This is a genomic window from Siccibacter colletis (genome assembly GCF_025914095.1).
In the GTDB taxonomy this organism is placed as follows: Bacteria; Pseudomonadota; Gammaproteobacteria; order Enterobacterales; family Enterobacteriaceae; genus Siccibacter; species Siccibacter colletis.
Genome location: NZ_CP074352.1, coordinates 3946920 through 3961568 on the forward strand (window position 1 = coordinate 3946920; position 14649 = coordinate 3961568).

The 14649-nt window shown below is 61.2% G+C and carries 15 protein-coding genes; 4 read left to right on the plus strand and 11 right to left on the minus strand.

What is annotated here, in order from left to right; all coding sequences use genetic code 11:
* Positions 1 to 16 precede the first annotated feature (16 nt).
* From KFZ77_RS18850 to KFZ77_RS18875, 6 genes are read right to left on the minus strand one after another with little or no spacing between them, the layout of a single operon-like run.
* Positions 17 to 472 carry a phosphatase domain-containing protein gene (locus tag KFZ77_RS18850; RefSeq protein ID WP_031523695.1) on the minus strand — a complete coding sequence of 152 codons (456 nt, stop codon included), beginning with the start codon at positions 470 to 472 and terminating at the stop codon, positions 17 to 19.
* On the minus strand, positions 462 to 1019 hold the full coding sequence (locus tag KFZ77_RS18855; RefSeq protein ID WP_264385056.1) for a histidine phosphatase family protein: 558 nt from the start codon (positions 1017 to 1019) through the stop codon (positions 462 to 464). The genes KFZ77_RS18850 and KFZ77_RS18855 overlap by 11 nt, the downstream gene beginning before the upstream one ends.
* A complete protein-coding gene (locus KFZ77_RS18860; protein ID WP_264385057.1) occupies positions 1016 to 2074 on the minus strand; it encodes an MBL fold metallo-hydrolase in 1059 nt (352 codons plus the stop codon). Before KFZ77_RS18860 ends, KFZ77_RS18855 begins: the two co-directional genes overlap by 4 nt.
* Positions 2071 to 3096: an ABC transporter ATP-binding protein gene (locus tag KFZ77_RS18865; protein WP_031523701.1), complete on the minus strand. Its 1026-nt coding sequence runs from the start codon at positions 3094 to 3096 to the stop codon at positions 2071 to 2073. The genes KFZ77_RS18860 and KFZ77_RS18865 overlap by 4 nt, the downstream gene beginning before the upstream one ends.
* On the minus strand, positions 3084 to 4787 hold the full coding sequence (locus KFZ77_RS18870) for an ABC transporter permease (protein ID WP_264385058.1): 1704 nt from the start codon (positions 4785 to 4787) through the stop codon (positions 3084 to 3086). Before KFZ77_RS18870 ends, KFZ77_RS18865 begins: the two co-directional genes overlap by 13 nt.
* A gap of 12 nt (positions 4788 to 4799) precedes the next feature.
* Positions 4800 to 5777 (minus strand): ABC transporter substrate-binding protein, encoded by a 978-nt coding sequence (locus tag KFZ77_RS18875; RefSeq protein ID WP_264385059.1) that lies wholly within the window; start codon positions 5775 to 5777, stop codon positions 4800 to 4802.
* Between the two features lie 135 nt (positions 5778 to 5912).
* Here KFZ77_RS18875 and KFZ77_RS18880 point away from each other — a divergent pair, with 135 nt between their 5' ends.
* On the plus strand, positions 5913 to 6671 hold the full coding sequence (locus KFZ77_RS18880) for a DeoR/GlpR family DNA-binding transcription regulator (protein ID WP_264385060.1): 759 nt from the start codon (positions 5913 to 5915) through the stop codon (positions 6669 to 6671).
* 132 nt (positions 6672 to 6803) lie between these two features.
* Here the strand turns inward: KFZ77_RS18880 and metE are convergent, their stop codons facing one another.
* Positions 6804 to 9065 carry a 5-methyltetrahydropteroyltriglutamate--homocysteine S-methyltransferase gene (gene metE / locus KFZ77_RS18885; protein WP_264385061.1) on the minus strand — a complete coding sequence of 754 codons (2262 nt, stop codon included), beginning with the start codon at positions 9063 to 9065 and terminating at the stop codon, positions 6804 to 6806.
* A 125-nt stretch (positions 9066 to 9190) separates the two neighbouring features.
* On the opposite strand from metE, the gene metR reads away from it, so the two are divergent.
* Positions 9191 to 10147: an HTH-type transcriptional regulator MetR gene (gene metR, locus KFZ77_RS18890; RefSeq protein ID WP_072002047.1), complete on the plus strand. Its 957-nt coding sequence runs from the start codon at positions 9191 to 9193 to the stop codon at positions 10145 to 10147.
* Here metR and KFZ77_RS18895 read toward each other — a convergent pair.
* The 3 genes from KFZ77_RS18895 to pldB form a co-directional block, all read right to left on the minus strand.
* Positions 10032 to 10931: a carboxylate/amino acid/amine transporter gene (locus KFZ77_RS18895; protein ID WP_264385062.1), complete on the minus strand. Its 900-nt coding sequence runs from the start codon at positions 10929 to 10931 to the stop codon at positions 10032 to 10034. The genes metR and KFZ77_RS18895 overlap by 116 nt on opposite strands.
* Before the next feature lie 111 nt (positions 10932 to 11042).
* A complete protein-coding gene (gene yigL, locus KFZ77_RS18900) occupies positions 11043 to 11843 on the minus strand; it encodes a sugar/pyridoxal phosphate phosphatase YigL (RefSeq protein WP_264385063.1) in 801 nt (266 codons plus the stop codon).
* Between the two features lie 52 nt (positions 11844 to 11895).
* On the minus strand, positions 11896 to 12888 hold the full coding sequence (gene pldB / locus KFZ77_RS18905) for a lysophospholipase L2 (protein WP_264385064.1): 993 nt from the start codon (positions 12886 to 12888) through the stop codon (positions 11896 to 11898).
* Positions 12889 to 12997: 109 nt separating this feature from the next.
* Here pldB and rhtB point away from each other — a divergent pair, with 109 nt between their 5' ends.
* Positions 12998 to 13618, plus strand: coding sequence for a homoserine/homoserine lactone efflux protein (gene rhtB / locus KFZ77_RS18910; protein ID WP_031523718.1), 621 nt, complete (start codon positions 12998 to 13000; stop codon positions 13616 to 13618).
* Between the two features lie 73 nt (positions 13619 to 13691).
* On the plus strand, positions 13692 to 13952 hold the full coding sequence (locus KFZ77_RS18915; RefSeq protein ID WP_264385065.1) for a DUF2534 family protein: 261 nt from the start codon (positions 13692 to 13694) through the stop codon (positions 13950 to 13952).
* A gap of 58 nt (positions 13953 to 14010) precedes the next feature.
* On the opposite strand, the gene rhtC is transcribed toward KFZ77_RS18915, so the two are convergent.
* Complete coding sequence (gene rhtC / locus KFZ77_RS18920; protein WP_264385066.1) at positions 14011 to 14631, minus strand: threonine export protein RhtC; 621 nt, start codon at positions 14629 to 14631, stop codon at positions 14011 to 14013.
* Positions 14632 to 14649 lie beyond the last annotated feature (18 nt).

The following is a 14649-nucleotide window of genomic DNA, read 5'->3' on the forward strand; positions in this document are numbered from 1 at the left end:
CCCGCCGCCGGGCGGCTTAAAAATCGCCCGGTGCGCACTGCAGACAGGTCAGCCCTTCCGCGCGCCAGAAATCCACTACCGCCTGGCGATCGTCAATCACCAGCCACGGCGTATAGCCGTCCGCTTTTATCTGGCGCAGCAGCGCCTGTTTCACCACTTCATCCGGCAGCGTATCTTCCCCATCCGGGCGCAGATAGAGCGCGTCGAACGGAATGCCATGACGCTCAAGCCACGTCTCGGTATGGCGACGAAAAGCGGCGGGGCGTCCGCTGCACAGCACGATCTTCTGCTGCTGAGCGCTCAGAATGCCTACGAGCCGGCTGATAGCCTCGCAGGGCTGCGCCTCCGCCATGTGCTCAAAGAACGGCTGCCACTGCTTCTCCGGGCCTAACACCCACTCGCGCACCGCTTCAGCATCAAATTCAGCCAGCGTGCCGTCGATATCCACAATCACACAGTGTTCAGAATGCATTCATCTTCTCCAGGGGAATAATTTTCCAGTCGTCAGGGGAGGCGCCGGGCAGGATCCACAGCGGGGCGACGTTGCCGACCCGTTCGCCGTGGGGCGTGCCGGTTGCCAGCAGGCGGATCACGCGGAACACGCCAGAGTGCGCGATCACTAACGGCGTATCGTAGTCGGCCAGCAGCGCATTCAGCGCGTCCGTCACGCGGGTGCAGAAAGGCAGCCAGGCTTCGCCGTTCGGCGGCGTCACTTCATACGGGGTTTGTTCGCTGAGCGGACGGCACTCCAGATCGCCCCAGTCGCGCTCGCGCAGGTCAGGCACAATGGTCATCGCCGCGCCGGGCAACGCCAGTTCGGCGGTACGACGCGCGCGCTGCTGCGGACTGACGGCAACCAGGCTCCAGCGACGCTGCGCCAGCAGCGCCGACGCGTGTTGGGCCTGATCTTCGCCCCGCGCCGAGAGCGGCACGTCGGTGCGCCCGCCAATCAGGCGATCGCGGTTGAGCGGCGTTTCGCCGTGACGAACAAAAACAAAGGGTTTTGGCAGTAGCGTCATGTTTCCATCCTGAAACCGGGCCGGGTGACGATGTCGCAGCCCAGCGTATGCTGCCAGCGTGCAGCGTCATCAATTGGCGTAAACAGCGGCACCAGCTGGTGACACGCCAGCATTGCCGCCAGCCTTTGCAGACAGCGTCGGGTGGGGTGGACGTTCCAGCGGCAAAAATCGACCTCGCCCATCCGGTGCTGCTCGCGGGCGTAATGATTCATATGTCCGGTAAACAGGGTGCGATGGCGGAAATCAGCGCGGCGGCGCAGTTCCCCGGCCACACCCTGCTGTCCGTCCGGATCGGCGGCCAGAATGACCGGCGCATCGGTATAAAACGGTGGCAGCGCAGCCAGCAGCAGGCGCAGCTCATGCTCCACGCCGGGGTTCAGACTGCCGTCGTTATGCTCGGCCATCAGCGCCAGCATGGTCCGGCAGGCATCGTCCATCACCACATTGCGCACACCACGGCGCGCCAGTAGCAGCGCCATCTCTATTGCCCGCCCGGAGGGGGGAACCGGGCAGAGCACCGGCTGCTCCAGGTGCGGCCACAGGGCATCAAGCTGTTGAGGCTGCGGCGTGTCGTACAGGCCGTAAGAGGCATCCACCAGCGCCAGCGCGGCCGGCGGCGGGGCATCGAAATGAAACAGCGCCGACTCCAGGCTGATGTCACCGCTGTAAAACACGCCTCCGGGCACATTCAGGTGAAACCAGATACCGCCCCAGGCGTGACCGCTGCTCCCGGTGGTGACCGTCAGGTCGCCCAGGGAAAAGGCGCCGCGCACCGCCACGGGATGCACGTTCCTCCCCGGCGGCAGCGCCCGGGCCGTTACCGCGCTGCAGTAGATCGGCACTGACGCAGGAACATGGGCCAGCCCGGCGATATGATCGACATGATCGTGGCTGAGCAATACCGCATCCAGACGATCCGGAACCGGCCACGCCTCCGCGTCCGGCTCCAGCGAACCGCCGGCATCCAGCAAAATACGCTGGGTGGGAGTGGTCACCAGAATGGCGGCGGGCGCTTTGTGCTGCTGCCCGCTGATAATCTCAATCTGCGTGGTCACGCCGCCTCCAGTCGCCAGCCCTGATGCAGGCGTACCGCGATGGTCTGCTGTTCGCGCAGCGGCAGGTGATGGAACGCCGTCAGGCGTTGCCCGTCCGCCAGGCGCAGCGCCAGCAGGTAGCGCTCCCCCTGATAGATGCAGCTCTCCACGGTGGCGGTAATGCCGTCGTCAGCAATACCGACATGCTCCGGGCGCACCAGCACCGGCTGACGCGCCGTTTCGCTGCTGCTCAGCCCGCGATGCAGCTGCCCGCCGTCAAGGTGACGATCCGGCGAGCCGGTCGCCAGCGACAGCACGCTGCCTTTACCGATGAAGCCCGCGACCCAGGCGTTATGCGGATGCTGGTACAGCGTCTGTGGGGTGCCCCACTGCATCAGCTCGCCGCGGTGCATCACTGCAATGTGGCTGGCCAGCGCCATCGCTTCGGCCTGGTCGTGAGTGACGTAGACGAACGTCGCGCCGGTACGGCGGTGAAATTCGCGAAAGGTCTGCTCCATGGTGGCGCGCAGGTGCCGGTCGAGATTCGCCAGCGGCTCATCCAGCAGCACCACCTGAGGCTCAGAGACCAGGCAGCGGGCCAGCGCCACGCGCTGACGCTGACCGCCGCTCAACGCCTGCGGTGAGCGATCGGCATACGCCGCCAGCTCAACCACCTCCAGAGCGTCAATCACCTGCTTACGTCGCGCCGCGCCGTTTACCTTTTTTAACTTCAGCGGGTAGCCCACGTTCTCTGCCACCGTCATGTGCGGCCACAATGCGTAGGACTGGAACACCATGCCCATGTTGCGCGCTTCCGGCGGCAGGTGGGTGGTAGCGTCGGCCAGCAGCCGGTCGCCCAGCATCAGGCGTCCCTGCGACAGGCGCTCCAGCCCGGCCAGAATACGCAGCGTGGTGGTTTTGCCGCAGCCGCTCGGCCCGAGCAGCGCGGTAAACGCGCCTTCAGGAATGGTCAGGCTGAGATCGCGCACCACGGTCTGGTCGCCGAAGGTCTTGCTCAGGCGCTCCAGTTTCAGTTCTGCCACGGAATAACTCCTTTGGGTAGATAGCGGCCAAGACCGCTTAACATCAACATCACCAGCGCCACGAGGGCCACCACCAGTACTGAAATGGCGGAGGCCAGCACCTTATCGCCGCTCTCATCAAGGTTGAAAATCACCACGCCAAGCGTCTCTTTGCCCGCGCTCCACAGCAGCGCCGACACGGTCAGCTCATTGACGGCGGTAAGGAACACCAGCAGCGCACCGGCGAACGCGGCGGGAGCCAGCAGCGGCAGCACAATGTGGCGCAGGCGCTGAGAGAAGTTAGCGCCCGCCAGGCTGGCAGCCTCTTCCATCGCCGGATCGAGCTGCAGCATGCTGTTGTGCAGCGGCTTCAGGCAGACGGTGAGAAAGCGCGCCAGATAGGCGAAGAAGATAATCAGCAGCGTGCCGCTCAGGCTGATGCCGATCAGCGGCAGCGGGCGGGCAAACAGCAGAATGCAGGCGATCGCCAGCACCACGCCCGGCAGGGTGTAGGGAATATCGATGGCGCTGTGCAGCCAGCGCAGTGGGTGCGTCGGAAACCGCACCAGCAGCCATGCCAGCGGCAGGCTCAGCAGCATCAGAACCAGCGCCGCCGATACCGAGAGCAGCAGGCTGTTGCTCAGCGCCCGCCAGGTGGCACTCCCGCTCTCCAGCATCGCGTGGTAGGCGTTAAACGTCAGGGTCTGCGCATTCAGCGGCACGCCCAGCGTCGGTACCAGCGAGGTGGTGATCAGCGCCAGCAGCGGTGCCACCAGGATGGCGAACAGCAACGTGCCGAGCAGCAGCTCAGTCACCAGCCGCCATTTTCCCAGCTGAAAATCGAGCGCCCGGCCAGCCATGCCAATCAGCGGCAGCGTGTGGCGACGCTGTAAGTAGCCCTGCAGCGACACGATGCCGATTGCCAGCACGCCCATCAGCACCGACAGCGCCGCGACGTCACTCAGCATGGACGGTCCGAAGCTCGACAGCGACTGGTAGATCTGAATCGGCAAGACAAAATAAGAGATGGGAATGCCGAGCATCGCCGGAATACCAAAGTTGCCCAGCGCGGAGACAAACGCGATAGCCGCGCCGGCCCAGAGCGCAGTGCGGCACAGCGGCAGCACGATGTCGATAAACACGCGCCACAGCGAGGCACCGTTGAGCCGTGCGGCTTCGATCTGCTCTTTCGGCAGGCACTGGAGCTGGGTGCGCAGCGCCAGGAACACCAGCGGCGCGTGCTGAATGCCCAGCAGCAGGGCGATGCCTTCGGCAGAATAAAGGGGATTGGTACTACCGAACGACGGTGCGATGCCGAGGCTGGTCAGCACGATACTGCTCGGGCCGAAGAGCTGCAGCCAGCTCAGGGCGGTCACCTGCGGCGGGATCATCATCGGCAGCATAAACAGAAATACCCATGTCCGCTTGAGCCGGATGTTGGTGAGCGCGAGGCAGAAGGCAAACAGGCCGCCCAGCAGCAGGGAGAGTAGCGTTCCCAGCCCGCTGGTGTAGAGGCTATTGTAGAGCGCCGTCCAGGTCGCCGGGTTGCTCAGGACGCGCCCGAGACTGCTGTTACTACCCTGCTGCCAGTCAAGCAGAGCCGAGACCAGCAGTCGCAGGCTCGGCAGCAGACTGAGCAGCGCGACCAGGACGAGTAACAGCCAGAGCAGCCCTTTCGGCGGGCCGCTGCTGGCAGGTTGACGGAGGGTCATGCTGGTCATCAACTAGCGGTTTCCAAACAGATCGGCGAAGCGTTTTTTGTTGGCGTCGGTATCCGCCAGCGCTTTCGCCGGGTCGAACGGCATGAGTTTGATGCTGTCGCGTGCCGGGAAGCCCTGCGGGGCTGGCAGCTTCGGATCGGCAGGCAGATAACCCTGCTTGAGCACCAGCCGCTGGCCTTCATCCGACAGTACGAAGTCGATAAACGCTTTCGCACCTTCGGGATTCTTCGCGTTTTTCATCATCGCTACCGGCTCGGTAACAATGCTGACGCCCTCTTTCGGGAACACGAAATCAATCGGTGCGCCCTTCGCTTTCTCGCGGATCGCCATGTAATCCACCAGCACGCCGTAGGCTTTGCTGCCGGAGGTAATCGCGCTCATCACGCCGCCGTTACCGCTCTGCGGCATCGCGCCGTTGGCTTTCAGCTTCTGGTACCAGGCAAAACCAAGCTGCGGATCGTTCATCAGCGTCGCCATGTGGATCTGCGCCGCACCGGAGTAAAGCGGGCTTGGCAGCGTGGTCATGTTTTTCAGTTCAGGCTTCAGCAGATCCTGCCAGGAGGCGGGCTTCACCGGCGCTCGGGTGTGATACGCGATGCCGGTGGTGATGAGCTTGGTGCCGTAGTAGTAGCCCTGCGGGTCGAACAGTTGGGCATCGTAGCGGCTGGCCTCGGGAGAGCGATACGCCGTCAGTAAATCCTGCTTTTTGAGGGATTCCATCGTGACGCTGTCGGCGATCAGCAGCACGTCCGGGGCGGCACCGCCTGCGGCGAGTTCAGCCTGCAGGCGCGCGGTGAGCTTGGTGGTGCCGTCGCGGATCCACTTCACTTCGATGTCCGGATGCGCTTTTTCAAATGCGCTGACGGTCATCTGCGCGTCTTCGTTCGGCTGGCTGGTGTAGAGCGTCAGTGTGGATGCGGCGAAAGCCGGTGCGCTTAATGCAGTCATGACAACGGCGGCCAACGCAAGGTGCTTACTCATAGTGTATCCCCTCTGTTTTCGTTGTGATGATTAAAACAGGGGAATCTGACAAAAATATGACCAGTTTTTTTCGTAGTAATATTTTCACATTCGCGTGTCAGGATGACGAAAAAAGGGTGCCACGAGGAGCGAACAATGACCCCTGAATCCCGCCGCACGGCGATCGTCGAACTGGTGACGGCGCATGGCGAGAGCAGTATTGAGCAACTGGCGCAGCACTTTGGTGTCTCGCTGCAAACCGTGCGCAGCGATCTGCGAATGCTGACCGCTGGCGGCCTGCTGCTGCGGCGTCATGGCATGGTGGCCCCTTTCGCCCGCGAAAACATCGGCTATCAGCAGCGGGAGATCGTCAACATTCAGGGCAAGCGCTGGATCGGCGAGCGCACGGCGGTGCTGCTGGGGAACTACATGAGCTGCTTTCTTGGCACCGGCACTACGGTGGAGATGGTGGCCCGGGCGCTACCGTCGGAAACCCGGCTGGCGGTGTTTACCAATAACCTGCATGCCGCCGACGCGCTGAGTCGTCTCGCCACCTGCGAGCTGACGGTGGCGGGCGGACGCGTGCGCAAACGCGACCTGGACGTGATCGGCAGCGATGCCCAGTCCTTTTTTAGCCGTTACCGGGTGGACGCCGGGGTGGTGTCGGTAGGGGGGATCGGCGAGGCGGGTGAGCTGTATGACTATAACGATGATGAGGTCGCGGCGCGTCAGGCGCTGGTCGCCAGTGCGGCAGTGAGCGTGCTGGTGGTGGACAGCACCAAGTTTGGTCGCAGCGCTATCTGCCAGAATGGCAGCGTGGGGGATTTTGATTTCGTGATAAGCGACCGGCCGCCGACGCCAAAGCAGTTCGCCGTGATGAAGCAGAAAAAAAATCAGTGGTTCGGGCGGGAGTAACAGATTCAGGGTTAGATGGGTTACGGTGGGTGGGTACAGCCAGCCCGGTACGACTCCAGGGCAGGTACATTGCGCACCTACCCTGCCCGTTGCCGGGTTAACTGCCGCGCCATCCCTGGCGCGCTCAGGTTATTACGCCGTGCGCAGGTTCTGCGCGGCTTTCACCATGTTCGCCAGCGCGGCGCGGGTTTCCGGCCAGCCGCGGGTTTTCAGGCCGCAGTCCGGGTTCACCCACAGACGCTCCGCCGGGATACGCTGCGCCGCTTTTTGCAGTAGGGCTTCAATCCACTCCACGCTCGGTACGTTCGGCGAGTGAATGTCATACACCCCCGGTCCGATTTCGTTCGGGTATTCGAACTCCTCAAACGATTCCAGCAGCTCCATGTCGGAACGCGAGGTTTCAATGGTGATTACGTCCGCATCCAGCGCAGCAATGGAACCCATGATGTCGTTGAACTCGCAGTAACACATGTGGGTGTGGATCTGGGTATCGTCGCGCACCACGGCAGCATTGATACGGAATGCTTCCACGCCCCACTTCAGATAGGCATCCCAGTCGCTGCGACGCAGCGGCAGCCCTTCGCGCAGCGCTGGCTCATCAATCTGGATGATGCCGATACCTGCCGCTTCCAGATCCTGGACTTCGTCGCGCAGCGCCAGGGCAATCTGTCGGGCGATGGTTTCGCGGGAGACGTCCTCGCGCGGGAACGACCAGCAGAGGATGGTGACCGGCCCGGTCAGCATGCCTTTGACCGGTTTGTCGGTCAGGGACTGGGCGTACTTTGCCCACTCAACGGTGATCGCTTCCGGGCGGCTGATGTCGCCAATCACCACCGGCGGCTTCACGCAGCGGGAACCGTAGCTCTGCACCCAGCCGTTCTGGGTGAACACGAAGCCGTCGAGGTGCTCGCCGAAGTATTCCACCATGTCGTTACGCTCGGCTTCACCGTGAACCAGCACGTCCAGCCCCAGGCGCTCCTGCTCAACGATGGCCTGCTTGATGTGCTCCGCGATGCCGGTGCGGTAGTTGCTGGCGTCGAGGTTACCTTTTTTGAAGTCCAGACGCAGGCCGCGGATCTCAGTGGTCTGCGGGAAGGAACCGATAGTGGTGGTCGGCCATGCCGGCAGGTTGAAACGTTCGCGCTGGGCGGCGGCACGCTGCTGGTAGTCGCTCTGGCGCTGGCTGTCTTTGGCCGTGATGGCTGCCAGACGCTGCTCCACCGCTGGGTTGTGGACGCGGCTGGAGTGGCGACGTGCCTGAATCGGGGCGCTCCACGCAGTGATTTTGGCGGTATCGCCGCTATTCAGGGCATCACGCAGCAGCGCCAGCTCCTCACATTTTTGCAGCGCAAAGGCGAACCAGCTTTTTACTTCGGCATCCAGACGCGTCTCAACGCTCAGGTCAATCGGGCTGTGCAGCAGCGAGCAGGATGACCCGATCCACAATTCACGTTTGCCGACGATGGCCTGGAGCTGAGCATATTTTTCCGTCAGATCGGCGCGCCAGACGTTACGCCCGTTAACCACGCCAGCCGAAAGCAGCCAGTCAGCCGGCAGGCGCTGGTGAAGCTGCGCCACGTCGTCTTTACCATGCACCAGATCCACGTGCAGGCCCTGTACCGGCAGTGCAGCGATGGTATCAAGATTCGGCGTTACGCCTTCAAAGTAGGTGGTCAGCAGCAGTTTTACCTGGCCTGTCAGCGCGTCATACGCCGGTTTAAAGGCATCACGCCACGCCTGCGGCAGCTCCAGTACCAGTGCCGGTTCATCAATCTGCACCCACTGCACGCCGCGCTTCGCCAGCTCGGCGATCACCTGCTGATACACCGGCAGAATGTCATTCAGCAGTGACAGACGGTCAAACTGCTCGCCCTTCACTTTACCCAGCCACAGGTACGTTACCGGGCCCAGCAGTACCGGCTTCACCTGATAGCCGAGCGCCAGCGCTTCGTCCACCTCGTCCAGCAGCTGGGTCCAGCTCAGGCTGAACTGCTGGCCTTTGGTGAACTCCGGCACGATGTAGTGGTAGTTGGTGTTGAACCATTTGGTCATTTCACCCGCCGCCGCCGGTTCGCCGGTCGGTGCGCGGCCGCGGCCAATGCGGAACAGGGTGTCGATATCGACGGAGCCGTCTTTATTCTGGTGACGCGCGGGAATGTTGCCCAGCAGCAGGCTGGTGGTAAGAACGTGATCGTACCAGGCGAAATCGCCCACCGGCAGCAGGTCGATGCCGGCCTGTTTTTGCTGTTCCCAGTGGCGGGCACGCAGCTCGCGGCCCACCGCCAGTAATTCTTCACGGGTGCTGTTACCCGCCCAGTAGCTTTCCTGTGCTTTTTTCAGTTCGCGACGCAGGCCGACGCGGGGGAAACCGAGGGTGTGATTATAGATAGTCATTGTTTTGCCTCTTAGGATTCAGTTTAATCCGGTGGTTTAGACGTCCAGATGTTTACACCGCTATAATTCGCGGTTACTGTATATTCCTCAAGCGCAAATTGTTCATGGCGAAGTGAAGGACTTTCATGATCGAGATTAAACACCTGCGAACGCTTCAGGCACTGCGAAGCTGCGGCTCTCTGGCGGCAGCGGCGGCCACGTTGCATCAGACCCAGTCGGCCCTGTCGCACCAGTTCAGCGATCTGGAACAGCGGCTCGGATTCCGCCTCTTCGTGCGCAAGAGTCAGCCTTTGCGCTTCACGCCGCAGGGCGAAATTTTGCTGCAGCTGGCCGAACAGGTTCTGCCGCAGATAAGCCGCGCGTTGCAGTCCTGTCATGAGCCGCAGCAGACGCGGCTGCGCATCGCCATTGAGTGCCACAGCTGTATTCAGTGGCTGACGCCCGCGCTGGAGAATTTCCGCCGCCAGTGGCCGCAGGTGGAGATGGACTTTAAATCGGGCGTGACCTTCGACCCGCAGCCAGCGCTGCAACAGGGCGAGCTGGATATTGTTCTGACGTCAGACATCCTACCGCGCAGCGGTCTGCACTACTCGCCGATGTTTGATTTTGAAGTGCGGCTGGTGCTGGCGCCGGATCATCCGCTGGCGGCGAACCCGCACATCACGCCGGACGATCTTGCCAGTGAGACGCTGCTGATCTACCCGGTGCAGCGTGGCCGGCTCGATATCTGGCGGCACTTCCTGCAGCCGGCTGGAGTCAGCCCGTCGCTGAAAAGCGTGGATAACACCCTGCTGCTGATCCAGATGGTGGCGGCGAACATGGGCATTGCGGCGCTGCCGCACTGGGTGGTGGAGAGTTTTGAGCGCCAGGGCCTGGTGGTTACCCGAACCCTGGGCGAAGGCTTATGGAGCCGGCTGTACGCGGCGGTGCGCGATGGCGAACAGCGTCAGCCGGCTGCAGAAGCGTTTATTCGCTTTGCGCGGAATCACGCCTGTGAACATCTGCCGTTTGTGAAGAGCGCGGAGCGACCCACCGGCGATGGACCCACAGTGACGCCACTATCACTGCCCCTCCAAGGATAAAGCTCGGCCAGTGCGGCTGCTGGTGCCAGATGGCGAGGTTGACCAGCAGCCCGGCAGGCACATGCATATTGTTCATGATGCCGAGCGTTCCGGCATCAACTTGCGTCGCCCCGTAGTTCCACATGAAGTAGCCGATACCTGAAGCCGCCACACCCAGCCAGATGAGAATGCCCCATTGCAGGCCAGTGGTTGGCAGCTTCTGCGGATTGCCCATCACCACCCACGCCAGCGCCGCGATGATAAACGCCCCGAGGTAGAACCAGGAAAACGCGCTGTGCTGCGGCATCGGATGCGTTTCCATCAGGCGTTTGTAGCCCACCATGCCGATTGCAAAGCTGATGTTTGCCAGCTGCACCAGAATCAGGCCAATCCAGAAGTGGTCGCTGACCTGGTCGTAGCGAATAATCGCTGCACCAATCACCGCCAGCCCGGCGCTCAGCAGATAGCCCCAGCGCAGACGGCGCTTGCTCAGCAGATCGTAAATCAGCGTGATATAGAGCGGCGTCAGGACGGTAAACAGCAGGAATTCAGAGACCGTGAGGTAGAGATAGGCCTGGAAGCTCAGCAGATACATGATGCCGAGCTGCATCGCGCCCACCAGCATATACAGGCTCAGGGTTTTCAGACTGTGGCCTTTAACGCGTAAAAACGGCAGGAACACCAGTGCGGCCAGACCGACGCGCATCAGAACGGAAAAATAGCTGTCCACCTGCCCCGCCAGATATTCGCCGATCAGGCTGAACGAAAAGGCCCAGAGGATGGTGGTGATGATCAGTAGCGCCACGGCAAGAATCTCTCATGTTGATGAGAGGGCATTGTAGCGAAGCAAAAATAAACGCGTGCGACTATTTGGTTGACGAGTGGCTTAACATTAACCACTCGTCATGCTGGACGTTTAGTCGAGGAACAGCTTACGCAGGTAACGCGGCACCGCGTCGTCGGCGTTGCTGCCAATCACTTCCAGCTCGGGCAGCAGATCCTTCAGGCGCTGATGGGCGTTATCCATGATGCAGCCTTTCCCCGCCATCGACAGCATCTCTTTGTCATTCATGCCATCGCCAAAGGCGATGCAGGACGCGAGGTTATAGCCCATTGCTTTGGATACTGCTTCCAGCGCGTGGCCTTTCGACACGCCGCCCGCCATCACTTCCAGGCAGGTCAGGGTTGAGAAGCTGACGTTAACGCGGTCGCCCCAGCGGGCATTGATCGCCTGCTCCAGCGGCAGCAGCGTTTCGTGGGTATCGCAGGTAAAGAACACTTTGCTGATCCCTTCCGGCTCCAGCAGGCCCGGCTCATAGAGCGAGTACTGGAACACCGCTTCCTGGAAGAAGCGCATCTCATCGGGACGGTGGCGGCTGATGAACCACTCGTCGTCGCGGTAGATATTCGTAATGATGTCCGGGTGGTTATGCATCATGCCGAACAGGTCAGCGGCGATATCGCGATCGAGGTTATGCGTGAAGACCAGATTACCGGCGGTATCGTGCACGCGCGCGCCGTTCGAGGTGATCATGTAGGCTTCGATTTCGAGGTTGTCGCGGATCTGGCCGACGTCAACATGGTGACGACCGGTGGCGAAAACAAAGTGGATACCGCGTGACGTCAGCAGGCGCAGCGTCTCTTTCGCATAGGGCGTAAGGCGATGTTCGGGGGATAACAATGTGCCATCTAAATCGGACGCAACAACCTGATACATAAGAATAATTCAACCTCTGATAGTAAATGCGATGCGGGCGGGCCGCAGTAGATTAACGGTGCCGGTCAAAAAACCCGACAATGGCATGGAGTGCAACTGCACGCATCGCGTCCTTCTCAAACAGGATCTCATGGTATGCGCCTTTTATGACGTAAGGTTTACCCCCCTCACACGGGTAGCCTGCCGCGGCGCGAAGCTCGCAGAAGCGGTCGTGCATGCGGTTATCCACTACCTGCTCCTCTTCGGCCTGAATCAGCAGCATCGGGGTCGTGACGGCAGTGGCACCTGCCATCACCTGCTCCCCGGCCAGCACGCCTTCGCGCACCCAGTGATACGTCGGCCCGCCCACGCGCAGCCGTGGCTCATCGGCATAGAAGCGCAGATTGCGCCGGTAGCGCTGGCGGCTGTGGGTCAGAATATTGACGCTGAACGGCAACGCTCGCCAGCGACCGGTGCCGATGGCATAACCGTCGCGTACCCGGGGGTGGCCCTCCGCCCAGTCGAGGATCTGACGCACCATCCACTCTGGCAGACGCATTACGATGCCAAACATCGGCGCGCAGAGCGCAATGGCGTCGCAGGCATCCGGTTGACGCTGCAAAAACAGCGTGGCGATAGCACCGCCCATGGAATGACCCAGAATAAAACGCTGACGCCACGGCCCGGCAGCCACTTCCTGCTGCCAGAAGGCGGCAAAGTCATCGACGTAGTCGCTGAAGTTCACCACATGACCGCGGTGGGTATCATCAAGCATCCGCCCGGAACGGCCCTGGCCGCGGTGATCGATAATCAGAATATCGAACCCGCAGTGGAAGAGATCGTACGCCAGCTCGGCATACTTCACGTAGCTTTCGATGCGACCCGGGCAGATCACCACCACCCGATCGTTGTTGACGCCACGGAAACGCACGAAGCGCACCGGTATCCCGTCTACGCCCGTCAGTTCGCCCTCTTCACGCTGCTGCCAGAACGCGGTCAGCGGCCCCATGGTGAACGCAGCGAACGCGTCCTCCCGCGATTTCCATTCGGATTTGTGCTGAAACATAGGGTGATTTGCGCCGTATTATCGTGAGTTAAACGCTTTTCTGTGATTCGTAGCACAACTACAAGCAATAGCGTATTGTGGCATAAAAGTGTACATCCAGGAATCAGACATGACCCTCGACTGGTGGTTTGCCTATCTTCTTACCTCGGTGATTTTAAGCGTATCTCCCGGCTCCGGGGCGATTAACACCATGACCACCGCCATCAGTCACGGCTATCGCGGCGCGGCGGCGTCAATCGCCGGGTTGCAGACCGGGCTGGCGATTCATATCGTCCTGGTGGGCGTCGGGCTGGGCACCCTGTTCTCACGCTCGCTGCTGGCGTTTGAAATACTGAAGTGGGCGGGCGCGGCGTACCTTATCTGGCTCGGCATCCAGCAGTGGCGCGCAGCTGGCGCGCTCGATCTCAATACCCTGGCCCATACCCAGTCGCGCGGGCGGCTGTTTAAGCGCGCGGTGTTTGTGAACCTGACCAACCCGAAAAGCATCGTGTTTCTTGCCGCGCTGTTCCCGCAGTTCATCGTCCCGCAGCAGCCGCAGGTGATGCAGTATGTGGTGCTGGGCGTCACTACCGTGGTGGTGGATATCATTGTGATGATCGGATACGCCACACTCGCCACCCGCATTGCGGCCTGGATCAAAGGCCCGCGCCAGATGAAGGCGCTGAACCGGGTGTTCGGTTCGCTGTTTATGGCGATAGGCGCGCTGCTGGCGACCGCACGTTCTCACTGATTGCGGGTCGATTTTCTGACCAACAGGCTATACAGTGTCGGCTTCGCAACGACGTGCAGCTATCGGAGAACCCATGCGGGAAAAATTACGCACCCCGGAAGGAAAGAAATTCCTTCTCTGCCTGGTTATTGTCTTTTTGATCGCCGGGTCCGTCATTTCGACGGTGACGTTTGAAGGCGTCGAGGACCAGTACAACCTGCCGATGGAAAACTGGCCGGTGTCACTGTTCATCATGCAGGGCATCTGGACCTTTATCTATACCATCGTCTTTACCATTCTCGGCTCGCTGCCGTTCGGCTTTTATTTCCTCGGCCCGAAAGACGATCGCGGCTGATGAAAACGACAACGCCCGCAGCAGGCGGGCGTTGTGATTCAGCGTTAACGTGCGCGGTTCAGCGCGAGATAATCAGGTGGATACCAAATCCGGCAAACAGTACGCCGGCGACGCCGTCGATCCATTTCGCCAGCCGCTGATAGCCGCGACGCATTTTTGGCAGCGCAAACAGGCTGGCCACCAGGCTAAACCAGGCCAGGGTTTCCACAGCAATCAGCACAAAGATGCCCCAGCGCTCGGCGCTGCCTACGCTGTCGCCGACAAACAGCGAGAAGACGCTGCCGAAGTAGATGATAGCTTTCGGGTTCGCCAGATTGGTCAGCAGCCCCTTAACAAAGCTGCGTCCGCCGTGCGCCAGTTCAACCGCCGGAGCATCGGTCGCCGGCTCGCCCTTCTTCAGCGCACCGCGCAGCATCTGATAGCCCATCCAGCACAGATAAAGCCCACCGCCGACCATAATAATGTTGTGCAGCCACGCCATTTTTTCGAGGATTAAGTGCAGGCCGAGCAGCGCCACGCCCGCCCAGATCATGACGCCTGCGGTAATACCCAGCACGCCCATCATGGCTTCTTTACGGGAACGGCTGACCGCCGTCTGAGAGACGAAAAAGAAATCGGGGCCGGGGCTCAGCAGGGCAACGAGATGCACCATCGCCACCGTCAGGAACAGCATCAACATAAACATGACTCGCGGAAA